This is a genomic window from Paraburkholderia sp. 32 (assembly GCF_050435345.1).
In the GTDB taxonomy this organism is placed as follows: Bacteria; Pseudomonadota; Gammaproteobacteria; order Burkholderiales; family Burkholderiaceae; genus Paraburkholderia; species Paraburkholderia tuberum.
In genome coordinates this window covers 1-25,952 of record NZ_JBNDKD010000001.1, presented here as the reverse complement: position 1 = coordinate 25,952, position 25,952 = coordinate 1, and the positions used below count along the sequence as shown (strand labels likewise).

The following is a 25,952-nucleotide window of genomic DNA, read 5'->3' as shown; positions in this document are numbered from 1 at the left end:
AGGGCAAATACGCGCCCAGCAAGCGGAATAATCATGAATGAGCTTAACGGATACGATTTCGAAGACCTGCAACCGGGCATGAGTGCCCGGTTCGCCAAGACCATCACGGAGGCGGACATTCTGCTCTTCGCGGGCGCGTCGGGAGACATCAACGCGGTTCACATCAACGAGGAGTTTGCGCAAACCACACCCTTCAAGGGGCGCATCGCTCACGGCATGTTGACCGCCAGCATCATCTCCGCGGCGATCGCGGGGCGGCTGCCCGGCCCGGGCACGATCTACCTCGGCCAGAACCTGCGCTTCAAGGCGCCGGTTCGACCCGGCGACACCGTGCAGGCCGAAGTGACCGTCAAGGAACTGATTCACGACAAGCGCCGCGTGGTGCTGTCCACCGTTTGCACGGTCGGCGGCAAGGTGGTGATCGAAGGCGACGCCGTGGTCATGCCGACAAACCTGCCGCGACCGTGTCGTCGCGGACGCGGCTTGCGCCGTCAGCAAAGCATGATAGCGAGCCCCGCCATGAGAATGCCATTCAGCATGCCACACGAGTTTTCCACGGGCTGGGTCAATGCCGGCTTCGATTTATGGCGTTTTTCGCCGGTCAAGGATGAATACGCGACGACGGTGCCCGACACCGACGGCTCGGACTTCGATTTCAACGGGCCGTTTGCGCGAGGCTCCGTGACCCACACGAGCGCCCACTATCTGCAACAGCAGGCGCAACTGTGGAGCGACGCCGTCGCCGGATTGATCGGCGGGCGCACGGAGTTGAAGGCGGTCGCCGAGCCCGAGCAGGGAGACCGGCGCTTTCACGCCGACGACTGGTCCAGCAACGGCTGGTACAGCCTTCTGAAACAGAGCTATCTGATCAATGCCCGGGCACTCGCGGAGTTCGTCGAGGCGAGCGCGCTCGACGAAAAGGGCAAGCACAAGCTGCGCTTTTTCATGCGCCAGTTCATCGACTTCGCCAGCCCCGCGAATTTCGTCGCGACGAATCCCGAAGTCATCCGGGCGGCGGTGGAATCGGGCGGATCGAGCCTGCTCGCGGGCGTCACGCATCTGCTCGACGATCTGGGCAGCGGCTCGATTTCGATCACCGATCAAAGCGCGTTCGAAGTGGGCCGCAGCGTCGCCACGTCCAGTGGCGCGGTGGTCTATGAGAACGATCTGTTTCAGCTGATCCAGTACGAGCCGCTGACACCGAAGGTCGCCGCGCGGCCGCTCGTGATCGTTCCTCCGTGCATCAACAAGTTCTACATCCTGGATCTGCAGCCGGAGAATTCCTTCGTGCGCTTCGCCTGCGAGCAGGGCCTGACGGTGTTCGTCGTGTCCTGGCGCAACCCGCAGCAGGACATGGCGCAGACCACGTGGGACGCCTACCTCGAGGACGGCGTGATGCAGGCGATCAGCGTCGCGCGTGCGATTAGCCGGGCCGACCAGGTCAATGCATTGGGCTGGTGCGTGGGCGGCACGATGCTGTCGTCGGCGCTGGCGGTCATGCGTGCGAACGGCGATGACTCCGTGGCCAGCCTGACGCTGCTGACGGCGTTGCTCGACTTCACCGACCCGGGCGATCTCGGCGTGTTCATCGACGAGCAGGGCGTGGCGATGCGCGAGCATGCAATCGGTGGCGGTGGGCTCTATCCCGGACGCGAACTCGGCTTCGTATTCCAGTCGCTGCGTGCCAACGATCTGATCTGGCCGTATGTCGTGAACAATTACCTGAAAGGCAAAACCCCGGCCGCGTTCGATCTGCTGTACTGGAACGCGGACACGACCAATCTGCCCGGTCCGATGTACAGCTTCTATCTGCGCAACATGTACCTCGAAAACAGTCTGCGCGTGCCGAACAAACTGAAGTTCTGCGACACGCCGGTGGATCTCGGCAACATCGATATCCCAAGCTATCTGATGGCGGCCGAGGAAGATCACATCGTGCCGTGGCGGTCCGCCTATCAGTCGACGCAACTACTGGGCGGTCAAACCGAGTTCGTGCTGGGGGCAAGCGGCCATATCGCGGGTGTGATCAATCCGGCCTCGAAGAACAAGCGCAGCTACCGAACCAACGATACCTGCGACGAGAACGCCGACGAGTGGCTCGCAACGTCGGTTCAGCAGCGCGGCAGCTGGTGGAATCACTGGATCGACTGGGTCAAGCAGCATTCCGGCGAGCAGGTCGAGGCACGCACGAAGCTCGGCAACAGGAAGTACAAGGCAATCGAGAGCGCACCAGGCCGCTATGTGAAGCTTCGCGCCGAGTGACCGGATGGCGATAGCGGGTGCGGCAACAACGGGGGGTGATGCTCAGTGCATCACCCCCCGTTTTTTCGTCTTCACTGCCACCGGCCGTCACTTCGCGTGGCTCGCGCGCCAGTCGCGCGGCGTCATGTGGAAGCGCGACACGAACCAGTTCGTGAACGATCCCTGTTGCGCGTAGCCGAGAAGCGCCGAGACCCGTCCGATGGGATAGGTGGGATTGCTCATGTAGCGCACGGCGAGTTCGCCGCGGACTTCCTCGACCTGATCCGAAAAGCTGGTGCCGGCCGAATTCAACTGCCGTTGCATGGTGCGCACGCTCAGACGCAAATAACGTGCAACCAGCTCGGCGTTCGCCTGCTCGAGCGGCAGCAGCAGGTAGATCGCCTTGCGCACTTCCAGCGCGGCCGATTCCGCGGCGCTCTCGTTCAGCGGAGAGGCGAGGCTTTCCGCATAGCGCACGAGTTCAGGATCGGCCAGTGGATTCGGGTAGTCGAGATCGGCGCTTGCGCAGACGAACCCGTTGAAGTCGCTACCGAACACCAGCGGACAGCCGAAGAAGCGTCGATGAAACGTCAGGTCTTTGGGCGCCGGATGCGTGAAGTGGACCTCGCGCGGTTTCCAGAACTTGCCGAGCAGAGCACCGGAGTGCCGCGCGAGGACACCGAGCGCGAGTTCGATCGCCTGCCTTGTCGGGGTACCCCGTTCGACGACGAGTTCCTCCCGAATGGTGACCGTATTGTCCGCGTCCTCGACGTACACCGCCAGCGCTTCGTTGAGCAGATGGCGGTATTCGGCCGCGGCCAGCAACACTTCGCGCAGCGTGCGTTTGTGCGCGAGCAGGACATTGATCACGCCGCTGCCGAAAGTCTGCCGCGTTTCCGCCATTTGCAGCGCGAGGGTCGGGCACGACGCCTTTTCGGCCGTCATTTCCAGTAGCCGGCAACAGGCGGTGGCCGATACGCGATCGTCCGGATTCGCGAGCGCGCCGGCGTCGATGCCGGCCTGTTTCGCGAGCTCGACCGGATTGAGTCCAAGCCGTCGCGTCACTTCGAAATAACCGCTCATGGCTACCGACGTCACCATCGTTTCCATCGTAGTTTCTCCGGACGATTCACACGCTGGGTATTTTTTCTAGTCATTAAACACTTGCTTCGCGCAATTATTGGTGTTAACGCGCAGTGGCACGAATCGCTAAAAGGATGGCGTCCAATCATAAAAGTGTAGCGCGCGATTGCCGTATTGTGGGCACATGTCGTTCGATGTGTTCCAGCAAATTTTCATGCGACCTCGCGATAGCGGAACACCGTCACTTCAAAACTGGATGGAGGCAAACAAATGCAATTTCTCGACGATTCGTTGCACCCTGAGAATCAGGACAAGGTAGTCATCACCACCGCCCCTTACGGCCCGGAATGGATGCCGGAGGACTTCCCGGAAGACATCCCCGTGACGATGGACGAGCAGATCCAGAAGGCCGTCGATTGCTACAACGCCGGCGCCACGGTATTGCACCTGCACGTGCGCGAACTGGACGGCAAGGGCTCGAAGCGCCTGTCGAAGTTCAATGAACTGATCGCGGGTGTGCGCGCGGCAGTGCCCGACATGATCATTCAGGTCGGTGGCTCGATTTCGTTTGCGCCGGAAGACGACGGACAAGCCGCGAAGTGGCTGTCCGACGACACGCGCCATATGCTGGCCGATCTCGATCCGAAGCCCGATCAGGTGACGGTCGCGATCAACACCACGCAGATGAACATCATGGAGCTGCTCTATCCGGAGTATCTGGCAGGCACCTCGCTTTCCAACCCCGCGTTCATGGCCGCCTATAGTGAAATGACGGTGCCGGCCGGTCCCGCCTGGGTCGAGGAACACCTGCGCCGCCTGCAGGCTTCGGGCATCCAGCCGCACTTCCAGCTCACCGGCATCCACGCGCTCGAAACGCTCGAACGCCTCGTGCGCAAGGGCGTCTACAAGGGCCCGCTGAATCTGACGTGGATCGGTATCGGTGGCGGCTTCGACGGCCCCAATCCATTCAACTTCTTCAACTTCGTGCATCGCGCGCCGGATGGCTGCACGCTCACCGCCGAGTCGCTGCTGAAGAACGTGCTGCCGTTCAACATGATGGCGATGTCGATGGGCCTGCATCCGCGCTGCGGCATCGAGGACACGATCATCGATCAGCACGGCAAGCGCTTCACGTCGGTGCAGCAGATCGAGCAGTGCGTGCGCGTCGCGCGCGAACTGGGACGCGAAATTGCCACTGGCAAAGAAGCGCGCGAGATCTATCGTATTGGTGTGCAGTACGAGACGGTCGAAGAGACGCTGGTCGCCAACGGCATGGCGCCGAACCGCCAGGCCGGTGTCAGGAACCTGCCGCTTCGCGCGGCGTGATCACCAGGAGCCCGGGCCGGCGCATTGGCCGAGGCCGGGCTTCATGGCTAACGCTTCCGGTGCATAGCGGGGAGCAGATAGCTGAATCCATAACAGTCGTCGGCCCATGCGGGCAAGGCGGCCGCTAGGGAGTCAGCGTGGAAGGAGACAAAATATGCTCGTTCAGCATACAGCGCCCACGACGGGTGAAGTTTCGGCAGCTCAGACGGACGTGCGCGCTTATGCGTGGGTGGTGTTTGCGTTGACGGTCGGATTGCTGCTTTCCGACTATATGTCGCGGCAAGTGTTGAATGCCGTGTTTCCGCCGCTCAAGGCGGCATGGCATCTGTCCGACGCGCAGCTGGGTTCGCTCAGCAGCGTGGTCGCGCTGATGGTCGGCGTGCTCACGTTCCCGCTGTCGGTTCTGGCCGACCGCTGGGGCCGCGTGAAGAGCATCGTGCTGATGGCGGCGATGTGGAGTCTCGCGACGGTGGGCTGCGCGATCTCGGCGAACTATGGGCAGTTGCTGCTGGCGCGTGCCTTTGTCGGAATCGGCGAAGCGGCCTATGGCAGTGTCGGTATCGCAGTTGTTCTGAGCATCTTTCCGGTCCGGCTGCGCTCCACGCTGACCGGCACCTTCATGGCGGGCGGCGCGTTCGGCTCGGTGCTGGGCATGGCGCTCGGCGGCGCGGTGGCGGCTCACCTCGGCTGGCGTTCGGCATTCGGCGCCATGGCGGCGATGGGGGTCGTGCTGGTCGTGATCTACCGCCTCGTCGTCACCGAAAAGCGTCTTGTGCCACTGCAGCCGGCGAGCGTGACGAGGCAGGCGCAATCGCGCGGCATGTGCATGAGCCTGCGCGCGCTGATGAAGGGGTTGTTTTCGACGAAGTCCGTGGTGTGCGCCTATGTGGGCAGCGGCCTCCATCTGCTGGTTCCCGCCGCTGTGTGGGCATGGATGCCGAGCTTCCTGAATCGCTATTACGGCATGGCCACCGGCAAGGCTGCGATGTGCGCGGCGGTGTTCGTGCTGGTGACCGGGGTGGGCATGGTGGTGTGCGGAAACCTCGCCGACCGGCTCAGCAAGAACATGCGGGAACGCAAGTGGAGCGCCGCGATCGCCTTCTGCCTCGCCTGTTTCGTCCTGCTCGCGATTGGCTTGCGGATGCCCGCGGGGCCGTGGCAGCTGGTCGTGATCGGCGCCGGCATGTTCTTCTGCGCCGGTGCGAGCGGCCCGTCGGGTGCGATGGTGGCGAACCTCACGCCGCCGACGATTCACGCCTCGGCGTTTGCGACCCTGACGCTCGCGAACAACCTGCTGGGCCTCGCGCCGGCGGCTGTTCTCACGGGGATCATCGCCGATCGGATCGGACTGCTGGGCGCGTTGCAACTGGTGCCGTTCGCACCGCTCGTCGCGGCCGCCGCATTCATGATCGGCAAACGGAACTACTCGGGCGATCTGGATCGGCTGAACACGCTGCGCGAGCAGGCGGCACGCTGACCTCGCATGGTGCCGCGCGGAAGGCGCGGAGCACCGAACCTGTAACTGCGCCGCTGGCGCAACGAATTCTGCAAAGTGCAGATCAAGTAAAGAATTGGAGAGTCAACATGGCAAAGGCAGTTCGCTTTCATGAAACCGGTGGTCCCGACGTGCTGCGCTACGAGGACGTCGAAGTGGGCAACCCCGGTCCCGGTCAGGTTCGCCTGCGCCATCAGGCAGTGGGCCTCAATTTCGCCGACACCTACTTTCGCAGCGGCCTGTATCCGGTCCCGCTGCCCGCGGGGATGGGCGTGGAGGCCGCGGGCGTGGTCGAGGCCGTTGGCCCGGACGTCACGAACGTCGCGGTGGGCGATCGTGTGACTTACACGGGCTTCCTCAACACGCTCGGCGCGTACAGCACCGAACGCCTGATTCCGGCCGCGCCGCTGATCCGGCTGCCCGATGCGATCGACTGCGAAACGGCTGCCGGCATGACCATGCGCGGGTTGACCTGCGCGTATCTGATGCGCCGCATTCACGACTTCAAGGCGGGCGACACGATCCTTCTGCATGCCGCCGCCGGCGGTGTCGGCCTGATCGTTTCGCAATGGGCGAAGCTGCTGGGTCTGACCGTGATCGGCACGGTTTCGAACGAGGCCAAGGGCGAGGTGGCCCGCGCGCACGGCTGCGACCACGTCATCAACTACAGCCACGAAGACGTCGCCAGGCGCGTGCGCGAACTGACCGATGGCGTCGGCGTGAACGTCGTGTTCGACAGCGTCGGCAAAGACACCTTCGAGGCCTCGCTCGATTCGCTGAAGCGCCGCGGTCTGCTGGTTTGCGTCGGCACGGCCTCCGGCCCGATCCCGCCGTTCAATCCGCAACTGCTGGCTATGAAAGGCTCGCTCTATCTGACCCGCCCGGCGCTGGCTGACTACATCGCCGACCCGGCCGAGAAGGACGAGCTTGCCGACGAAATCTTCGGGCTCATCGCCTCGGGACGCATCAAGATCGAGCTGAATCAGCGCTATGCGCTCGAAGATGCGGCGCAAGCCCATCGTGATCTGGAGTCGCGCAAGACGACGGGTTCGTCGATCTTCGTCATCTAAGGAGCTAGCCATGCGAGTCGAACAACTGACGTGCTCGATCGGCGCCGAACTGATAGGGGTGAATCTCGCCCACGCCGTCTACGACGATGGCCTGTTTGCCCAAATCCGCTCGGCGCTGCTGAAGCACCGGGTGCTGTTCCTGCGCGACCAGGACATCACGCGTGCCGAACACGTGGCGTTCGCGCGCCGCTTCGGCGAACTGGAAGACCATCCGGTCGCGGGCAGCGATCCGGAAAATCCGGGCCTCGTGCGTATCTACAAGACCCCGGATCAGCCCAACGACCGTTACGAAAACGCGTGGCATGCCGACGCCACCTGGCGCGAAGCGCCGCAGTTCGGTGCCGTGCTGCGCTGCGTCGAGTGTCCGCCCGTCGGCGGCGACACGATGTGGGCGAACATGGTCCTCGCCTACGAGAATCTGCCGGCGCACGTGAAGGCCCAGGTCGCGGACCTGCGCGCGCGCCACAGCATCGAGGCGAGCTTCGGTGCCGCGATGCCGATCGAAAAGCGTCTCGCGCTGAAGGCGCAATTTCCGGACGCGGAGCATCCGGTCGTGCGCACGCATCCGGAAACGGAGGAAAAGGTGCTGTTCGTGAGCGCTTTCACGAGCCATTTCACGAACTTTCACACGCCGGAGCGAGTGCGCTTCGGGCAGGACGCGAATCCGGGCGCGGGCGATCTGCTGCGCTATCTGATCAGCCAGGCGTACATCCCCGAGTACCAGGTGCGCTGGCGCTGGCAGAAGAACAGCATCGCGATCTGGGACAATCGCAGCACGCAGCACTATGCGGTGATGGACTACCCGCCGTGCCACCGCAAGATGGAGCGCGCCGGCATCGTCGGCGACAAGCCGTACTGAACTAGCAGGTAGCTTCCCATGAATTACGAATTGAAACCGACCATTCTGATGGTTCCGGGTCTGCGCGACCACGTCGCGGAGCATTGGCAAACCCTGCTGCAGCAACGGCTGCCGAAAGCGCTGTCGGTGCCGCCGCTCGAGCACGACAAGCTCAGTTGCGCGGCACGCGTCGCGGCGCTCGATGCCACGCTCGCGCGGATCGACGGCCCGGTCATTCTGGTCGCGCATAGCGCTGGCGTGATGATCACCGTGCATTGGGCGGCGCAGCACAAGCGCGAGATTCACGCTGCGCTGCTCGCGGCGCCCGCGGACCTCGAGACGCCGATGCCGGCGGGCTATCCGGAGCTGGATACGCTCGAGCAGAACGGCTGGCTGCCGATTCCGCGCAAGCCGCTGCCGTTTCCGAGCATCGTCGGCGCGAGCCGCAACGATCCGCTCGCGCGGTTCGAGAAGGTGCAGGAGATGGCGCAGGACTGGGGCAGCCGCCTCGTCGATCTCGGCGAAGTGGGGCACCTCAACCCTGCTTCGGGCTTTGGCGAATGGCCGATGGCGGAGACGTTGATTCGCCGCCTGGTACTGATGTGACGCGGCCCGCGTCGGATCAGAAGGAGTCTGGGATGTCGCGTCGGATCGTGGTGGGTGTTGCCGGCGAGCTCGCGCCGGGCCAGCGCAAGCTGGCCTTCATCGATGGCCGCAGCATCGTGCTGTTCAACATCGAAGGCTCGCTTCACGCCATCGACAACACATGTCCGCACAACGGGGCCGCGCTGTCGAGCGGCCAGCTGGAAGGCTGCATGTTGCGCTGTCCGGCGCACGGTCTGCGCTTCGACGTGCGCACGGGCTGCATGGCGGAAACAGGCGGATTGAGCGTGACGACCTTCCCGGTCGACATAGTGGATTCAAAGGTGGTGGTGAGTCTCGACGCGCCGAACGCGACGCCCTCGCAAGCGCGAGCCGGCAGCGCGGCAACGTAAGGCCGGTAGGCCGGCCCCGAGACGCCACAACCAATCAGGAGACGGAAAGATGCAAGGCTTGATGATGCAGCAGTCGCTGCTGGTTTCCGCGCTGCTCACGCACGCGGAGCGCCATCACGGCGAACAGGAAATCGTGTCGCGACGCGTGGAAGGAGACATCCATCGTTATTCGTATCGGCACCTCGCGCAGCGCGCGCGCCGTATGGCCAACGCGCTGTCGACGCTCGGCGTCGGCCGGGGCGAGCGCGTCGCGACGCTCGCGTGGAACGGCTATCGCCACATGGAGCTCTATTTCGCGGTGTCGGGCTCCGGGTCCGTGCTGCATACGCTGAACCCACGACTGCACGTCGACCAGCTCGCGTACATCATCGAGCATGCGGAAGATCGTGTCGTGTTCTTCGACCTGACCTTTCTGCCGCTGATCGAGAGCGTCGCGCCCCGGGTGAAGAGCCCGAAAGTATTCGTGGCGATGACCGATCGCGCGCACATGCCGCAAGCGAACGACCTGAGCGGCATGCTGATGTGCTACGAGGATCTGCTCGAGCTGCACGACGACGTTTTCGAATGGCCGCTGCTCGATGAAAACAGCGCGTCGTCGCTGTGCTACACGTCGGGCACCACCGGCAATCCGAAGGGCGTGCTGTATAGCCACCGTTCGACCGTGCTGCACACCTACGCGGCGGCGCTGCCCGATTCGCTGAACTGTTCCGCGCGCGACGTGATCCTGCCGGTCGTGCCGATGTTCCATGTGAACGCGTGGGGACTGCCCTATATCGCCTGCATGGTCGGCGCGAAGCTGGTGTTTCCGGGGCCGGCGCTCGACGGCAAGTCGCTCTATGAACTGATCGAAACGGAACACGTGACGCTGTCGGCCGGCGTGCCGACGGTGTGGCAGGGACTGCTCACGCATGTCGATGCGATGGGCGGGACCTTCTCGTCGATGCGACGCACGGTGATCGGCGGCGCGCCGTGTCCGACCGCGATGACCGAGGCGTTCCAGAAGCGCCACCTGGTAGAGGTACTGCACGCGTGGGGCATGACCGAATTGAGCCCGATCGGCACGGTCTGCAGCTTCAAGGCGCATCAGCAGTCGCTGCCGATGGAGGATCAGTACAAGGTTCAGGCGAAGCAGGGACGCGCGCTGTTCGGCATCGACATGCGGATCGTCGACTCCCACGGTAATGAATTGCCATGGGGCGGCGAGAGCGCTGGCGATCTGCAGGTGCGCGGTCACTGGGTCACGCAGCAGTACTTCGGCGCCGACGTCGAGTCGCCATTGTGCGACGGCTGGTTTCCGACCGGCGACATCGCGACGATCGACCGGCACGGCTTCATGCAGATCACCGATCGCAGCAAGGACGTGATCAAGTCGGGCGGCGAATGGATCAGTTCGGCGGCGATCGAAAACGTCGCTTATCTGCATCCGGAAGTCTCGACGGCAGTGTGTATCGCCGCACGGCATCCTAAGTGGGACGAACGGCCGCTGCTGCTGGTCGTGAAAAAGCCGGGCAGCGAGCTGACCAGCGACGAACTGCTGTCCTTCTTCAACGGCCGGGTCGCGCGCTGGTGGACTCCCGATGCAGTGGTGTTCGTCGACACGGTGCCTATCGGCGCAACAGGCAAGGTCCTGAAGAACCAGTTACGCGATCAGTTCGGCAACTACTACCTGCCCTGACGCACGGCTTTCGCAGCAACGCAGTTCGATTCACGCAACAACGCGACCGGGTACGCCCGGCGCACACAAAACCACCAACCATTTGAAGCGACCGCAGCATCGGCTTTTGCGCCACCGCCGGTACGCGAAGGAGACACAATGAAGTTGAAGTCAAGCAGCGCTGTCGTGTTGGCCATTTTCGCCACCGCGGCTCATGCGCAGTCGTCAGTGACGCTTTATGGCGTAGTCGATACGGGGCTGCTGTATCAGAGCACATCGGCCGCTACCTTTCTGCCGCACGCGCCGAACACGGGCAAAATTTATCAGCTGAAGGACGGCGGTATCTATTCGAGCTTCTGGGGTATGAAGGGAAGCGAAGACATCGGCGGCGGCTACAAGATCAACTTCAAGCTGCAGGGTGCGTTCAACACCGCGAACGGCAAGTTCGGTCTGTCCGACACGCCGGGCGTCACGGCGATCTTCAACCAGTTCGCGACGGTCGGCGCATCAGGGCCGTTCGGTACCTTCGACGCCGGCCGGCAGATCATTCCGATGATCTACGCGATGGCGGAAACCGACGTCCGCGGCGCGCAGTATTTCGGCAGTGTTCTGACCGCGTGGCTGGGCATCAATCAGGCGGCCGGCTGGCCTGGCACGAGCACGAACGCGCCGATCGGCGCGCTGTACGACAGCAACGCGCTCGTCTACAACTCGCCGAAATTCCATGGCGCGTCGCTCGCGCTCGAGTACGCGCCGGGCGGCGTCGCCGGTCAGTTCCAGGGCGGTACGCGCGAGTCGGCCGTGCTCAAGTATTCGAACTACGGTCTGAATCTGTCCGCGTTGTATTACAACGGCCACGATACCAACCCGTACCCGATCACCTACCCGGCGGCGCCCGCTATCCCCGCGACCGGGCTTGCGAACAACCGTTTCTACTATTTCGGTGCGTTGTACACGATCGCCGGATTTTCGGTGTCGGCCTCGTACGGCGCCGGCAAGAACCCGGCCCATACCAACACCGCGGACTTCGAAATGATCTCGGGGGGCCTCGGCTACCAGTTCAATCCGCGTTTCAAGATCACGTCCGGGTACTACTACCTGAAAGACAAGAACAACTCGGCGAACCATTCGGGCGAGTTCGCCGTGGGCGCGGAATACAACCTGTCCCAGCGCACCAAGGCTTACGCGCAGGTGGGTTATGTCAACAACAGGGGGACCATGAACCAGACCATCGTCTATGGCGCCCCGGTTGCGCCTGGCGTGTCCACTACGGCGGCCATGGTCGGCATCCGCCATAACTTCTGATTACGTCGCCTATAACAACTGGAGTATTCGATGAAAAGCATTCAGGCACGCGCGTTGGCGATTGCCATATTGATTCTGGCCGCGTCGAGCAACGCATGGTCGCAGTCGGGCCAGACGGCTAGTGCAGCTTCGGGCGCACCCGCGATGTCAGCTAGCGCAGCCGCTCCCGTCAGCTCGAGGCAAGCCAATCGCGCGCTGCGTCGGCAGGTGTATGCCGCGATCGGCAAGCACAAGGAGATCAGCGCCGGCAATATAAGCGTCATCGCAAAAGGCGGCGCGGTGACGCTGAGCGGCACGGTCACCGACGCTTCCCAGATCAATCAGGTCGCGGAGATCGCGAAGGGTGTTCCGGGGGTGACTTCGGTGACCAACAAGCTCACGGTGGAAAAGCCGTTCGGCGGGATGTAAAAAGAGCTCACGCATCGGGGGATTAAGCGCGAGGAGCCCAATATAACAATCCACTAGCTGTCGAACAGCGCCGTGTAACGGCGCTGCATCTCTTCAGGCGTGAGCGCTTCGATCTGCGCGCCGAGCATCCATTCGTGGCCGAACGGATCGCGCACGGTCGCCGAGCGCTCGCCATAAAAATGATCGGTTAGCGGGCGGACCACGGTTGCGCCCGCTGCAACCGCTCGTGCGAACAGCTCGTCGACGTCGTCGCAGTGGATATGCAGCAGCACACTCGGCCGGCTGTCGCCGGTCGGTCCGAGCATGTCGTGCTCGGGATATTCATCGGACAGCATCACGGTCGCGGGACCGATCTTCACTTCGGCATGACCGATGCGGCCGCCTGGCTCGGTCAGGCGAAACTGCTCGACGCCGCCGAATGCCTGCGCGTAGAACTCGATAGCCCGTGCGGCGTTGCGCACGCGCAGATAGGGGTAGAGCTCGTGGATCGCGTTCATCGTCACCTCCGGGTGGTGGGCGAATATGGGTTGCCGGACATAATAGTCTGCCCCGATCCGCTAAGCGGTCGCTTGGCTACCCACGGGATTCCATCGCCTTTTGACCAACGACGAATCGAGGTCGCTAGCGCTGCTCCTTCTGAATCGAGCCGCACCTGAATCGCGTCACATTTGTCACTCCCACCATTCGATGTCCGGCGGCCTAAACTACCCCATCATCAGCAGCGAGCGATGCCCGGTGAGCGAATCGCCTTCCGACCCGAACGCACAGGACATCGCTCAAACCCGGAGGTCACGATGACGACGATCAAGTCACCTGAGAAACGTGGGAAAGATGGACAGCCTGCCATGAAGACACCACCGATTGTGTCGCGGCAAGAGTGGGAGGCCGCGCGCGAGCAGCTGCTCGTCAAGGAGAAAGCCTTGACACGTGCCCGCGACGCGCTGGCCGCTGAGCGACGGCGGATGCCATGGCTTGCCGTGGATAAAACGTATGCGTTCGACGGGCCGGAAGGCAGAGTAAGCCTGCTCGACCTGTTCAGCGGCCGCCGCCAGCTGGTGGTCTATCGCGCCTTTTTCGAGCCCGGCGTGCACGGGTGGCCAGAGCATGCGTGCATTGGCTGTTCCCTGGGGGCCGATCAGGTCTCCCACCTTGCCCATTTGCACGCTCGCGACACTACGCTTGTGTACGCGTCCCGCGCGCCGCAAGCCGATATCGCGCGCCTGAAGACCCGGATGGGCTGGGAGATGATCCCCTGGTACACCATCACCGACAGTTTCGACGCCGACTTCGGCGTGGACGAATGGCACGGCCACAACGCGTTCATCCGGGACGGCGAGCGGGTGTTCCGAACGTACTTCATTAACGGGCGTGGGGACGAGGCGATGGGCACGATCTGGAGCTACCTTGACATGACGGCGCTCGGGCGGCAGGAGACGTGGGAGGATTCGCCGGAGGGCTACCCGCAGAGCCGACCGTACAAGTGGTGGAACTGGAACGACACTTACGTCCCCGGCGCGGCTCCCGATCCGAAGTGGGTCGAGGTGTCAGATGCCGGAGAGGCTGCGTTTCGGAAACGCGACGACTAGCGCCTGACGAATCATCGATCGCTGTCGTTTCTCCGAGTGACTCACTTCGAGCGTAGAGTTTCGAGGTGAAATCTGAGCCCAGGTCCCCGGATGCGAATGAGCAGTATCGCGGTACGTTCGATGTTTGAAATCGCGTCATCCGCCAGCCACGAATCCAGGCGGAGATTACAATGACTGGATCGTTACGGCATCCTATCGGTTCAACCGCTTCGTTTCCCCGCTTACGAGGGCCGCACTCCGATGAACGCATCCGAACGTATCGACGAACTGATCGCAGGACTCACCGACTGGCGCGGCGCAACCTTCGCTCGCATCCGTCAATGCGTGCTCGCGGCGGACCCGGCGATCGTCGAGGAATTCAAGTGGATGGGTAGTCCGGTCTGGTCGCGCGACGGCATGATCGCGGTCGCCAACGCGCACAAGGGTAAGGTCAAGCTCACCTTCGCGCATGGGGCGGGCCTGGCCGACCCGGACGGCTTGTTCAACGCAGGCCTCGAAGGCAACGCGCGGCGCGCTATCGACTTCTTCGAAAGCGACGAGGTCGACGAGCGCGCACTGAAAGCGCTGATTTGCGCCGCGATCGACTATAACCAGAATCATCTGAAGACGAACACGCGCGGCGCACTACCGAAAGCCCGCCGTAAGCAGGCGTCCGGCGACGCCTGAGGCCGGCACAGTCTGCTCGCCAGCCCCGCCGCGAACCCCGGTGGGTCGATACCAGAATTGATATCGATATCACCAAAAATATAATTGGAAAGATATCAACTCGCTCCGTACACTGCACCATCCCTGGACACTGAGCGGCAACCTTGCGCCGTAGCGCCGGGCGGGCCGCTTCCGTCAAATTGGCCGGTGAGGGTCCCGGCACATGCATCAAGGACCTAGTATGTCGGAAAAAAAGCGGAAATTGCGCTCGGCCGAGTGGTTCGGCACGGCTGACAAGAACGGCTTCATGTATCGAAGCTGGATGAAGAATCAGGGCATTCCCGATCATGAGTTCGACGGGCGTCCCGTGATCGGTATCTGCAACACGTGGTCCGAGCTGACGCCGTGCAACGCGCACTTTCGCAAGCTTGCCGAGCACGTGAAGCGCGGCGTCTATGAAGCGGGCGGCTTCCCGGTCGAGTTCCCGGTGTTTTCCAACGGCGAATCGAATCTGCGTCCGACCGCGATGCTCACGCGCAATCTCGCGGCGATGGATGTCGAGGAGGCGATCCGCGGCAATCCGATCGACGCGGTCGTGCTGCTGACCGGCTGCGACAAGACGACCCCCGCGCTGCTGATGGGCGCGGCGAGCTGCGACGTGCCGGCGATCGTCGTGACCGGCGGCCCGATGCTGAACGGCAAGCTCGACGGCAAGAACATCGGCTCTGGCACCGCGGTGTGGCAGCTGCACGAATCGCTGAAGGCCGGCGAGATCGATCTGCATCAGTTCCTGTCGGCCGAGGCGGGCATGTCGCGCTCGGCGGGCACCTGCAACACGATGGGCACCGCGTCGACGATGGCCTGCATGGCCGAGGCGCTCGGCACGTCGCTGCCGCACAACGCGGCGATTCCCGCGGTCGACTCGCGCCGCTACGTGCTTGCGCATATGTCGGGAATCCGGATCGTCGAAATGGCGCTCGAAGACCTGAAGCTGTCGAAGATCCTCACGCGCGAGGCGTTCGTCAACGCGATTCGCGTCAATGCGGCGATCGGCGGCTCGACCAACGCGGTGATTCATCTGAAGGCGATCGCGGGGCGCATCGGTATCGATCTTGATCTCGACGACTGGGTGCGCATCGGCCGCGACACGCCGACGATCGTCGACCTGATGCCGTCGGGCCGTTTCCTGATGGAAGAGTTTTATTACGCGGGCGGCCTGCCGGCCGTGCTGCGCCGGCTCGGCGAAGCGAACCTGCTGCCGCATCCGGACGCGTTGACGGTCAACGGCAAGTCGCTGTGGGACAACGTGAAGGATGCACCCAACACCAACGACGAAGTGATCCGTCCGCTCGACAAGCCGCTCGTCGCCGATGGCGGCATCCGCGTGCTGCGCGGCAATCTCGCGCCGCGCGGCGCGGTGCTGAAGCCGTCGGCGGCGACCCCCGAATTGCTCAAGCATCGCGGACGCGCGGTCGTGTTCGAGAACCTGGAGCACTACAAGGCGCGCATCGTCGACGAGACGCTCGACGTCGACGCGAATTCGGTGCTGGTGATGAAGAACTGCGGGCCTAAGGGTTATCCGGGCATGGCCGAAGTCGGCAACATGGGCCTGCCGCCGAAGCTGCTGAGGCAGGGCGTGAAGGACATGGTGCGCATTTCCGATGCGCGCATGAGCGGCACCGCCTACGGCACCGTGGTGCTGCACGTGACGCCGGAAGCGGCGGCCGGCGGCCCGCTCGCCGCGGTGCAGGACGGCGACTGGATCGAGCTCGATTGCGACGCGGGCACGCTGCACCTCGATGTCAGCGACGCGGAACTCGAGCGCCGTCTCGCGCAGCATGTGCCGCCCCAGCCGCCGGAAGGTGGCGGCTACCGGCGCCTGTATATCGATCACGTGCTGCAGGCCGATGAGGGTTGCGACCTCGACTTCCTCGTGGGGTGTCGAGGTTCCGCGGTGCCGCGGCATTCGCACTGACGCGCCGTTGCAACGGCAACGGCTCGGCCCATGACCGTGCGGGCGATGCATTCGTGCATCGCCCGCATTTTTTTATGACCTGTGGTTGGCGTTCGCGGCGCAGCTGCCTTGGATGGTGCGCCGCTAATGGCTATTGGCCGAGGTTGTCGACCGCGTCGAGCACGAGTCCGAAGAACTCGTTCGCCGCGGCCGGATTCAGCCAGCGCACGACCACCGTCATGCGCCGCTCCGGTTCGACCCACGTGAACGAACTGCCTGCGCCGACACCGAAATAGCTCGACTCCGGCACGTTCGGGAACACCTTGCGCCCGGTGTTGAGCCACACGAGGTAGCCATAGAACGGCGCGATCGCGCACGGCGTGCGCATGCGCGCGATCCATTCGGACGACAGCACGCGCTGGCCGTTCGCGACGCCGTCGTTGAGCAGCATCTGTGCGACCTTCAACTGATCGTTCGCGCTGACCGACATGCCGCCGCCCCAGTGCGTGCCGCCCGGCACCGACTGCATGCGTCGCCCGTCGATTTCGACCCACGCGTTGTCGTAGCCGACCCATTGCCAGTTTTCGCTCGCGCCCGAAGGCCGCATGATCGCTTCGCGAAACACCTCGGGCAGCGGCTGACGGAACAGATGCAGCAGCGCGAGCGAGAACTGGTTGATGCGGACGTCGTTGTATTCCCAGTACGTGCCCGGCCGTTGCGGCGGACGCAGATCGCCTTTTTTGCCGTCGGGCGGCGCGGCGAAATTGACCGCACGGTAGTGATCCGCCTGATCCGACAAACCGAAGTACGTGCCGCGCCATTCGCTCGTTTGCTGCAGTAGATGCGCCCAGCTGATCGGCGCGTTGTGTTCGTCGTCGAAGCCGATGTCGGGTACGCGCACGCGCACCGGTTCGTCGACGTCGGGCAACAGGCCGCGATCGTGAGCGACGCCGGCCAGCAGCGCGAGGTACATCTTCGCGACACTGAAGGTCAGGTCGGCGCGATCCGGTTCGCCCCAGCTCGTCAGCACGCGGCCGTCGACGGCGATCGCGCCCGACACCGGCCCGCGATCATGCACGGGACCGAGCAGCCTGTTCCACGGCGGCGGGTCGTTGACGTGCACACCCCATGCGCCACCCACATGGCGGTCCCAAAGCGATTCATGATTCACCGCGAACTGCACGGCTTGCTGCAAACGGTCTTGCATGGATAAGTTCCTGTCGGTTCAACGAAGCCCGCGAGGCAGAGACTCAGCGTGCGTGCAGTCGCACGCGTGCCCACATCACGGTGAAAAGGCTCAGCACGGCCGCGAGCATCAGATAGAGTCCGGGCGCGAGATTATTGCCGGTCGCCGCGATCAGCGCGGCAACGGCGAGCGGCGTGAAGCCCCCGAACACGGTGGTGCCGATGTTGTAGCCGAACGCCATGCCGGTCGTGCGCGTGCGGGTCGGGAACAGCTCGGACATCAAGGCCGGAATCGGCGCGAAGTAGGTCGCCTTCAGCAACGCGACCCACGTGACCGCGGCAAGCAACGAGCCGAGCGACGGGCGCGCGTTCATCAGCACGAAGGCGGGATACACGGTCGCGAAGAACAGCACGCCGGCGCCGAGCATGATGCGCACGCGGCCTACCTTGTCGGACAGATGACCGACGACCGGCGTGAGCATCATCATGATCAGACCGGCCGCGAGTGTCGCGATGAAGCCCGACGACGGTGCGAGTCCGAGCTGCCGCGCCGCGTAGGTCGGCATGTAGAGCAGCATGTAGTTGGCCGTGGTGGTCAGCACGAGCACGCCGATCGACACGAGCACCCGTTCCTTTTGCGTCGCGAGCAGTTCTCGCACCGGCGCGGCGGATTTTTCCGCGCGCTCGAACTCCGGCGTTTCGTCGATGCGGCGGCGAATGTAGAGCCCGACCGGACCGATCAGCATGCCGAACAGGAACGGAATGCGCCAGCCCCAGCCTTCGAGTTGCGCGGTCGTCAGCGTGCTCGTCAACACCGCGCCGAACATCGACGCCAGCACCGTGCTCGCGCCCTGGCTCGAGAACTGCCAGCTCGCCATGAAGCCTTTGCGCTCCGGCGCATGTTCGATCAGAAACGCGGTCGAACTGCCGAACTCGCCGCCCGCCGAGAATCCCTGCAACAGCCGCGACGCAAATACGCCGATCGGCGCGAGCACGCCGATCGCCGCATACGACGGCATCAACGCGATCATGCTGGTGCCGAGCGTCATCATCGCAATCGATAGCGTCAACGATGCCTTGCGGCCTTTGCGGTCGCTGAACGAGCCGAGCGCGAGCGCGCCGATCGGTCGCGCGAGATACGACAGCGCGAAGGTGCCGAGCGTGAGCAGCAGCGATACGGTGCGGTCGTGCACCGGAAAAAACGTGCGCGACAGCACGGCCGCGAAGTAGCCGTACACGACCAGATCGTAGAACTCCAGTGCGTTGCCGATCGAGGTCGCGAGAATCAGCCGCGATACGCTCGAGCGCGAAGTGTGCCGCGCGAGCGCGTCGGCGGCGGTGACGGAGTCCATGCTCATGACGAAGTCCTCTGGCGGCATTGGGAGGCGCGCCGGCAGTGTCGCGTGAGCGGCGCGGGCGCGGGATCGAAGCGTGTGACCCGATGTTGGGGTGGACGATATTTATAGACAATTACAATATTTGGCAGATATCGTTGCCGAAACGGCAAAGCGGAATCGAGCTGACCCAGCTATTCGATATCGCATGCAGTCTCGAAGGCCTCGCGTTCGATCCGGCGTTCGTCGAATTGCTGACGGACGCGATCGAGAATCCGGCGTTGCTCGACTGATTTCGCGCCGCAAAAGAAAAAGCGCCCCGTAGGGCGCTTTCCATCGATTCAATCAGACAGGGAACACAGATGTTCCCCTCCGCGAACCGTCTGCTTAGAACTTGTGACGCAGACCGACACGGAACGCCAGCTGGTTGTCGGCGCCGACGCCCGACGTGCTGAAGTAGCTCGTGCTCGAACCGATCTGTGCCTGCAGATCCTGCGTGCCGTTGCGGCCCGACGCGATCTGATAGATGCCCAGCACGTACACGTCCGTGCGCTTCGACAGCGCGTAGTCGCCGCTCAGGTCCACCTGGTTCCAGTGACCGACGTTCGCGCCGCTCAGGTGCATGTACGTGTAGCCCGCGCCTGCCGTGATAGCCGGCGTGACCGCGTACTTCGCGCCTGCTTCGTAGGCGGCGAACGTGGTCGACCCACCCGAGATCGGTGCGAGGCGCGTGTTGGTGTACAGGGCCCACAGCGTCGCCGGGCCGAAAGCGTAACGGCCGCCAACGCCGACCGTGCGCAGATCCTGGATCTGGCCGTTGCCGATCGTCGGGAAGCTGACGTTTGCCAGCGAAGTCGAGAAGGCCGGCGATGCCTGGCCCGGATAACGGATGTCCGTGTACGCCGCGCCGATACCGAACGGGCCGTTCGCGTAGTTCGCGCCGAAGCTGTAAGCGCGCGACGAACCTGCCACCGGGGCAGTGGACGTGCCCGTACCCGGCGTGCCGGCAAAGCCGCCTGCCGTGTTCGAGAAGCCGTACATCGCGCCGAAGGTCAGGCCGGAGAAGTTCGCGCTGCTGAACTTGACCGAGTTGTTGATACGGCTCGACGTGAGCTGGTCGACGTCGTTGATGTGGTAAGCGTAGTTGCCCGCGACGGTCTGGCCGCCGGTCGCGTAGTTGGAGCCGAGGTAGTCGGTCGAGAACGAGTACTGGCGACCGAACGTCAGCGAGCCGACGTTGTTCTGCGACACGCCGACGTACGCCTGGCGGCCGAACATCGCGCCGCCCTGGCCGGCGGTGCCGTTCCCGCTGTTGAAGCCGTTTTCCAACACGAACAGCGCTTTCAGGCCGTTACCGAGGTCTTCCGTGCCACGCAGGCCCCAACGGCTGCCGTTCGCGACGCCGTCGTCGTACTTGGTCAGGCTGCTGTGGCCGGTGGTCGTTTTCGAGTTGTTTACGTAGCTGATACCGGCATCGATCAGGCCGTACAGCGTGACGCTGCTTTGTGCGTGAGCGGCGGAGGCGAAGACGGCAAGCGTAGCGGCGGTCAGGATTTTCTTGTTCAAAATACTTCTCCGAGTTAGCAAATTTTGGCGATCGCGACGCGCTGCTCTGTGGCATCGTCGTGCGATGGCCGGCAATTTAAGGGAACGCAGAGTAAGGTATGTGACACTGAAAAATTCTTTTCACGGTGTCGTGTCGGCGCGACACTTTGCGTGTGCACCGGAGGCAGGTGTATCGGTGGCGGGGCGGGTCGGTCGACCCTGGAGCGAGGCTGGACGCGTGGCAGCGAATCGCCCGCCTGACGGCGGGCGATCGGTTATTTCAACTGGTGCGTGAAAATTCAGTTACATGGCCGGCCGCGACAGCAGCGACGGTCGCAGCGGCTCTGGCGTCAGTTGCTCAGCAACGAGCCGCTGCGGAACGGCGTCTGGCCGGCGATGCGCGCGAATTCGAGGCCGGCCGTCGCGAAACGCGCCAGATGCCGCGCGTACAGCACGCCGGCCACGGTGTTTTTGATCGTGACGACGCGGTCCGTCAACGGATCGACGATGTCCGCGATTTCCTGGCCCACGTCCGCCCACGTGCCGACCTCGCAGCGATAGACGAGCACGCCGCTGATCGGCGCGACGAGCGGCTCGGCGCCTGCGAGCGGCGTCGCCGCGAATTCGAGCGGCGGCAGCGCAGCCGGCTCGCCGTCGACCACACCGCGCGAGGTCAGATACTCGATGATCGCCTGCGCGTCTTTTTCCGCGAGTTCGTGCGACACATCGCGCTGGCCGCGCAGCTCGATCGTGACCGAGATGCCGCCGTTCGGGATCGGGAAGCGCTCGCCGAAACGGCCGCGCAGATCCGACCAGCAGAAGCTGTGGATCTCGTCGAACGGATTGCCGACCGAGTTCAGCGCGAGCAGCGACGCCTTCGCGTCCAGGTAGCGCGCGAGCGGTTCGACTTCGGGCCACAGGTCCGGATTGGTGTACAGGTGCATCGCGGCTTCCCAGTCGCAATGCAGATCGAGCACGACGTCGGCGTCGTACGAGAGCTTTTGCAGCGCGAGGCGTTGCGAGCCGAGTTCGGTGGTCGGCTGCTGCGCGTCGAGCGCTTCACGCATCGCCGCGCGGATGGCGGCGCGGTTCGCGTCGATGTCGCTGGTCAGACGCGATTCGATGAACGGCTGCACGAGTTCCGCGAGGTCGTAGAAGTTGCGGTTGAAGTTCTGCGCGCTGCCGGTTTCGAAGCGGCCGAGCATCTGGCCGAGCAGATGCTGATTAAGGCCGATCGGATTCGGCACCGGCACGACCACGACTTCGCCACGCAGCTTGCCCGCGGCTTCGAGCGCGGCCAGCTTGCGGCGCAGCGACCACGACACCAGCATCCCGGGCAGTTCGTCCGCATGCAGCGACGACTGGATATAGATTTTCTGGCCGCCGCCGGGGCCGTAGTGGAAACTCGTCAGTTCACGGGCGGTGCCAAGCGACGGGGCAATCAGCGGATGGGTCAGGGTTTGCATGGTTTTGGCTTCGCGGCCCGTTCGGAGCAGCCGCGCTAGGTGGTTGATTGCAAGGGGAAAGATGCGCGCCGGCAGCGCGCGTGGTCCGCATGCGCGGACTGCGGCAACCTGTCTCAGGGAAGCCGCGTCTCGCACGATCTTAGCCGATATGCCACACGATGTGGCTTGATGCGGCTAGATGTGGAGCCGCAAAAACAAAACGGGCTCCGCGTCGCGGAGCCCGTTTCGGACAAGCTGCCGGCGCGCCGTACGGCGCGCGTGGGCGATTTAGCTGCCGTACACGTCGAAGTCGAAGTACTTCTTCTCGATCTTCTTGTAGGTGCCGTCCTTGATCATGTCGGCGATCGCCTTGTCGACCTTCACCTTCAGATCGGTGTCTTCCTTGCGCATGCCGATGCCGGCGCCATTGCCGAGGATCTTCGGATCGTCGAGGTCCTTGCCGACGAACGCGAAGCCCTTGCCGCGCGGCGTCTTCAGGAAGCCCTGGTCAGCCTGCACCGCGTCTTGCAGCGCTGCGTCCAGACGGCCCGAGATCAGGTCGGCGTAGACCTGGTCCTGGTTCTGATACGCCACGACTTTCGCGCCCGCCGGTTCCCAGTAGGTCTTCGCGTAGGTTTCCTGGATGGTGCCCTGTTCGACGCCCACCGTCTTGCCCTTCAGCGATTCAGCGGTCGGCAGGATGCCCGAGCCCTGCTTCGCGACGAGGCGCGTCGGCGTGTTGAACAGCTTCGACGAGAAAGCGATCTGTTCGGCGCGTTGCGGCGTCATCGACATCGACGACAGCACGCCGTCGAACTTCTTCGCCTTCAGTGCCGGGATCATGCCGTCGAAGTCGTTTTCCACCCACACGCACTTCGCACCGACGCGCTTGCAGATTTCGTTGCCGAGGTCGATATCGAAGCCAACGAGCTTGCCGTCCGCGCCTTTCGACTCGAACGGGGGATAGCTGGCATCAACACCAAAACGGATCGTCGACCAATCTTTAGCGTGTGCGCCAATCGAGACGGTGGCAAGTAGAGCAACCGTCAAAGCCGCTAGCAGTTTTTTCACTGTTTTTACTCCTCGGTGTAGTTCAATTACGCCCTCGGCGGTTGTGCCGCCTTGGGACGCCCGGCGCGTCTCGCAAACGGGCTTCTGGTCAGGATGCAAGCCGGGGTGGCCTGCAACGCGCGCCAAGCTTATCAGTTCAAAAATATTGGGAAGCTAGTAAAACACCGGATGGCGCGGGAGGAGGCCCTCTAGAGCAACGCTTGCGCCCCAGCCGGTGTGACCGGATCGTACACCGTTGGTAGGGTTTGCGTAACGCGGATGCAATGCACGAGCGGTAATACGAAGGGCTGGCGAGCGTAATCGACTGGGAGTTACGCCGGTTTTGTCGCGAGTTCACCGAAAACCGGTTTGAAACGCGAGTTTGAAACGTGGACGGATCGTTAAAGCTCGCGGCTGAATTTGCCGTTAATTAAGAACGGCCTCGAGGCTATTGCCCTACACGTTATTACCAGCATCGATATTTTTGCGCCGCCGTTTCGAACCGGTGCAAAAAACAAAGGCTTTGGCGCTATCATCGATGCTCCCTGCGCTGGACGCCGGCCGCCCGCGCAGGCGGGGATCGCTCGGGCGCAGGTCGTCGGACGGCCGTCAAGATTCAAATTCCGCGCGTTTGCGCTCGCTCACATGGCCTTTCTGCTCAACGGTGTTATGCATGCACACGATGTTGTTCACGGCGGATCAAACAGGCTGTTGTAAACAGACTTTCAAGCGACGAATCGCGAGCGCCGGCGTGCGGGCTCGCGCGGCATTATTGCAGCGCCGGTTTTTTGACGGTTTTTTGTCGAGCGTTACATCGGGATTTTCATCGATTGGCTCATCCGGATTTTCGTGCGACGTTTTTTCCGGGGTTTTGCCCCGCGTGTCGCGCGTTCTGATAGGCGCATTGCTGTGCGCGGGTTTCGGCGCGGCGACGCCCGCAGCGGCCGCCGAGAAAGTGCTGCACGTTCTCGCATGGCCCGGCTATGCGGACCCGGACGTCGTGAAGGCGTTCGAAGCACGCTACGGCGCGAAGGTCGAGGTCACGCTCGTCGATTCCGATGAGGCGCTGTGGGCGCAGATGCACAGCAAGGGCGCGCCGCCGTTCGACGTACTCGCCGCCAACACCGCCGAAATCCGCCGCTATACGCAGGCGAATCTGCTCGCGCCGCTCGATCTCGCGAGTCTGCCGAATACGAAGAAGCAGTTGCCGCGTTTCCAGGCGCTCGGCTCGATCGACGGCCTGACCTCGGCGGGCAAGGTATACGCGATTCCGTTCACGTATTCGTCGATGGGACTCATCTACGATCGCAAGCAGATTCCGGTTGCGCCGCATTCGATGCTCGAACTGTGGAACCCGCGCTATCGTGGCAAGGTGCTCGACTTCAATAGCGCGCAGCACAACTTCTCGTTCACCGCGCTTGCGCTCGGCTATCCGCATCCGTTTCAACTCGACCCCGCGCAGATGCGCACGATCGCGCACAAGCTCGTCGATCTGCGCCGCAACCTGCTGACCTACTACACGCTGCCCGAAGAGGCGACCGCGTTCTTCATCCAGCACAAGGTCGCGTTGATGTTCGGCAACTACGGCACGCAGCAGGTGCAGTTGCTGCGGCGCGCGGGCGCCGACGTCGGCTACGTGATTCCGGACGAAGGCGCGCTCGCGTGGCTCGATTGCTGGTCGATGACGCGCGCGGCGAGCGACCAGCCGCTTGCGCTCGAGTGGATCAACTACATGCTCGAGCCGAGCGTGAGCGCGTTGCTGACACAGCGCCAGGGGCTCGCGAACACGCTGACCGAGCCGGCCGAAGGCAGCGCCAACGCGCACATCGTCTGGATCAGTCCGGTGGAAGATATCGAGCGCCGCGAGCAACTGTGGACGCGCATCGTGTCGGGCGACCGTTCGGAGCGCTTCTGATGCTGCATCGCGGCCTGACCTTCAAGCTATCCGTGCTGCTCGCGTGCATCGGCGTGCTGGCGTCGGGCGCGACCGGCTATTACGCGTATCGCGCGAATCGCACGATGCTGGTCAACGAAGCGGAGCACAGCCTGCAGACGTCGACGGAGCTGCTCGGCCAGCGCATCGCGGTATCGATCGACGACGTCGCGGCGGACGCGCTCGTGCTCGCGACGATGCCGTCGTCGGTGAGCGTCGCGCAGACCGACGACGGTATCGGCCCGAACCTCGGCCGCGAGCGGCTCGCGCAGGTGTATTCGAGCTTCATGCTGCACCACCCGGAGTATCTGCAGGTGCGGCTGATCACGCGGCAGCATCACGGTCTCGAACTGATCCGTTTCGATCGCGATAGCGATGGCCTCGTGCGTGTAGAGGGTGACGATTTACAGGAAAAAGCTCAGTTTCCCTACGTATTCGAAACGCTCGCGTTTTCGCCGGGCCGCATCTACACGTCGCCGATTTCGGTCAATCACGAATCCGGCACGCATGCGGCAGAAGGCAAGCCGACGCTGCGTCTCGGCACGCCGATCGCGGATGCGCGCGGCACGGTGGTCGGCGTCGTCGTAATCGATGTCGATCTGGCCGGCATGCTGCGGCGTTTGCAGAGCGATCTGCCGAGCGACTATCAGGTCTATCTGGCGAACGAGTGGGGCGACTTCCTGATCCATCCCGACGCGTCGAAAACCTTCGGCTTCGACCGCGGCAGGCGCGTGCTGATGCAGGACAGCTTCCCGGCCACGAAGCAGCTGTTCGAGCAACGCCAAAGCGAGGTGCTCATCAACGGTCTCGCGAGACCCGGCGAGGCGGCCGGCCGTGTGCTCGCGTTCGTGCGGCGGCCG

General features: G+C 63.5%; 22 protein-coding genes and 2 pseudogenes. 17 read left to right on the top strand and 7 right to left on the bottom strand.

The window, feature by feature from the left end; translation table 11 throughout:
* Window positions 1-33 precede the first annotated feature (33 nt).
* Both OKW26_RS00120 and phaC read left to right on the top strand, forming a co-directional pair.
* A pseudogene (locus tag OKW26_RS00120) lies at window positions 34-321 on the top strand (MaoC family dehydratase); the annotation flags it as partial.
* A gap of 198 nt (window positions 322-519) precedes the next feature.
* The gene (gene phaC, locus OKW26_RS00115; protein ID WP_429354156.1) at window positions 520-2,262 is read left to right on the top strand and encodes a class I poly(R)-hydroxyalkanoic acid synthase; all 1,743 of its coding nucleotides are present in this window, start codon (window positions 520-522) and stop codon (window positions 2,260-2,262) included.
* An 87-nt stretch (window positions 2,263-2,349) separates the two neighbouring features.
* On the opposite strand, the gene OKW26_RS00110 is transcribed toward phaC, so the two are convergent.
* Window positions 2,350-3,351 (bottom strand): AraC family transcriptional regulator, encoded by a 1,002-nt coding sequence (locus tag OKW26_RS00110; RefSeq protein WP_429352283.1) that lies wholly within the window; start codon window positions 3,349-3,351, stop codon window positions 2,350-2,352.
* 243 nt (window positions 3,352-3,594) lie between these two features.
* Between OKW26_RS00110 and OKW26_RS00105 the strand changes: the two genes are divergently transcribed.
* From OKW26_RS00105 to OKW26_RS00065, 9 genes are all read left to right on the top strand, one after another.
* On the top strand, window positions 3,595-4,650 hold the full coding sequence (locus tag OKW26_RS00105) for a 3-keto-5-aminohexanoate cleavage protein (protein WP_187618072.1): 1,056 nt from the start codon (window positions 3,595-3,597) through the stop codon (window positions 4,648-4,650).
* A 154-nt stretch (window positions 4,651-4,804) separates the two neighbouring features.
* Entirely contained in the window at window positions 4,805-6,127 is a 1,323-nt protein-coding gene (locus OKW26_RS00100; protein WP_429352282.1) for an MFS transporter, read from the top strand.
* Window positions 6,128-6,234: 107 nt separating this feature from the next.
* Entirely contained in the window at window positions 6,235-7,215 is a 981-nt protein-coding gene (locus OKW26_RS00095; protein ID WP_429352281.1) for a quinone oxidoreductase family protein, read from the top strand.
* Window positions 7,216-7,225: 10 nt separating this feature from the next.
* Entirely contained in the window at window positions 7,226-8,074 is an 849-nt protein-coding gene (locus tag OKW26_RS00090; RefSeq protein WP_090809460.1) for a TauD/TfdA dioxygenase family protein, read from the top strand.
* An 18-nt stretch (window positions 8,075-8,092) separates the two neighbouring features.
* Window positions 8,093-8,659, top strand: a complete 567-nt coding sequence (locus tag OKW26_RS00085; protein ID WP_187613938.1) for an RBBP9/YdeN family alpha/beta hydrolase — start codon at window positions 8,093-8,095, stop codon at window positions 8,657-8,659.
* A gap of 32 nt (window positions 8,660-8,691) precedes the next feature.
* Window positions 8,692-9,048 (top strand): Rieske (2Fe-2S) protein, encoded by a 357-nt coding sequence (locus OKW26_RS00080; RefSeq protein ID WP_429352280.1) that lies wholly within the window; start codon window positions 8,692-8,694, stop codon window positions 9,046-9,048.
* Window positions 9,049-9,097: 49 nt separating this feature from the next.
* Window positions 9,098-10,723 carry a 3-(methylthio)propionyl-CoA ligase gene (locus tag OKW26_RS00075; RefSeq protein ID WP_429352279.1) on the top strand — a complete coding sequence of 542 codons (1,626 nt, stop codon included), beginning with the start codon at window positions 9,098-9,100 and terminating at the stop codon, window positions 10,721-10,723.
* Between the two features lie 138 nt (window positions 10,724-10,861).
* Window positions 10,862-12,007, top strand: coding sequence for a porin (locus OKW26_RS00070; protein ID WP_429352278.1), 1,146 nt, complete (start codon window positions 10,862-10,864; stop codon window positions 12,005-12,007).
* Between the two features lie 30 nt (window positions 12,008-12,037).
* Window positions 12,038-12,415: a BON domain-containing protein gene (locus OKW26_RS00065; protein ID WP_187613935.1), complete on the top strand. Its 378-nt coding sequence runs from the start codon at window positions 12,038-12,040 to the stop codon at window positions 12,413-12,415.
* Between the two features lie 53 nt (window positions 12,416-12,468).
* On the opposite strand, the gene OKW26_RS00060 is transcribed toward OKW26_RS00065, so the two are convergent.
* Window positions 12,469-12,912 carry a VOC family protein gene (locus OKW26_RS00060; protein WP_184060608.1) on the bottom strand — a complete coding sequence of 148 codons (444 nt, stop codon included), beginning with the start codon at window positions 12,910-12,912 and terminating at the stop codon, window positions 12,469-12,471.
* 297 nt (window positions 12,913-13,209) lie between these two features.
* On the opposite strand from OKW26_RS00060, the gene OKW26_RS00055 reads away from it, so the two are divergent.
* The 3 genes from OKW26_RS00055 (at window position 13,210) to OKW26_RS00045 (ending at window position 16,621) form a co-directional block, all read left to right on the top strand.
* Window positions 13,210-14,001 carry a DUF899 domain-containing protein gene (locus OKW26_RS00055; RefSeq protein ID WP_429352277.1) on the top strand — a complete coding sequence of 264 codons (792 nt, stop codon included), beginning with the start codon at window positions 13,210-13,212 and terminating at the stop codon, window positions 13,999-14,001.
* 240 nt (window positions 14,002-14,241) lie between these two features.
* On the top strand, window positions 14,242-14,667 hold the full coding sequence (locus OKW26_RS00050; protein WP_184008000.1) for a DUF1801 domain-containing protein: 426 nt from the start codon (window positions 14,242-14,244) through the stop codon (window positions 14,665-14,667).
* 220 nt (window positions 14,668-14,887) lie between these two features.
* The gene (locus OKW26_RS00045) at window positions 14,888-16,621 is read left to right on the top strand and encodes an IlvD/Edd family dehydratase (RefSeq protein ID WP_090809494.1); all 1,734 of its coding nucleotides are present in this window, start codon (window positions 14,888-14,890) and stop codon (window positions 16,619-16,621) included.
* Window positions 16,622-16,751: 130 nt separating this feature from the next.
* Here OKW26_RS00045 and OKW26_RS00040 read toward each other — a convergent pair whose 3' ends face one another.
* The gene (locus tag OKW26_RS00040) at window positions 16,752-17,807 is read right to left on the bottom strand and encodes a serine hydrolase domain-containing protein (protein ID WP_429352276.1); all 1,056 of its coding nucleotides are present in this window, start codon (window positions 17,805-17,807) and stop codon (window positions 16,752-16,754) included.
* A gap of 43 nt (window positions 17,808-17,850) precedes the next feature.
* Window positions 17,851-19,143 carry an MFS transporter gene (locus OKW26_RS00035; protein WP_429352275.1) on the bottom strand — a complete coding sequence of 431 codons (1,293 nt, stop codon included), beginning with the start codon at window positions 19,141-19,143 and terminating at the stop codon, window positions 17,851-17,853.
* A gap of 134 nt (window positions 19,144-19,277) precedes the next feature.
* Between OKW26_RS00035 and OKW26_RS00030 the strand changes: the two genes are divergently transcribed.
* On the top strand, window positions 19,278-19,412 hold the full coding sequence (locus OKW26_RS00030) for a hypothetical protein (RefSeq protein WP_429352274.1): 135 nt from the start codon (window positions 19,278-19,280) through the stop codon (window positions 19,410-19,412).
* Window positions 19,413-19,506: 94 nt separating this feature from the next.
* On the opposite strand, the gene OKW26_RS00025 is transcribed toward OKW26_RS00030, so the two are convergent.
* From OKW26_RS00025 to OKW26_RS00015, 3 genes are all read right to left on the bottom strand, one after another.
* A complete protein-coding gene (locus OKW26_RS00025) occupies window positions 19,507-20,685 on the bottom strand; it encodes a porin (RefSeq protein WP_429352273.1) in 1,179 nt (392 codons plus the stop codon).
* A gap of 329 nt (window positions 20,686-21,014) precedes the next feature.
* Entirely contained in the window at window positions 21,015-22,130 is a 1,116-nt protein-coding gene (locus OKW26_RS00020; protein WP_429352272.1) for a succinylglutamate desuccinylase/aspartoacylase family protein, read from the bottom strand.
* A gap of 267 nt (window positions 22,131-22,397) precedes the next feature.
* The gene (locus OKW26_RS00015; protein ID WP_184039263.1) at window positions 22,398-23,180 is read right to left on the bottom strand and encodes an ABC transporter substrate-binding protein; all 783 of its coding nucleotides are present in this window, start codon (window positions 23,178-23,180) and stop codon (window positions 22,398-22,400) included.
* 652 nt (window positions 23,181-23,832) lie between these two features.
* Between OKW26_RS00015 and OKW26_RS00010 the strand changes: the two genes are divergently transcribed.
* Together OKW26_RS00010 and OKW26_RS00005 are read left to right on the top strand one after the other, a co-directional pair.
* Entirely contained in the window at window positions 23,833-25,074 is a 1,242-nt protein-coding gene (locus OKW26_RS00010) for an extracellular solute-binding protein (RefSeq protein ID WP_429352271.1), read from the top strand.
* A pseudogene (locus OKW26_RS00005) lies at window positions 25,074-25,952 on the top strand (deoxyuridine 5'-triphosphate nucleotidohydrolase); the annotation flags it as partial. The gene OKW26_RS00010 and the pseudogene OKW26_RS00005, both read left to right, overlap by 1 nt.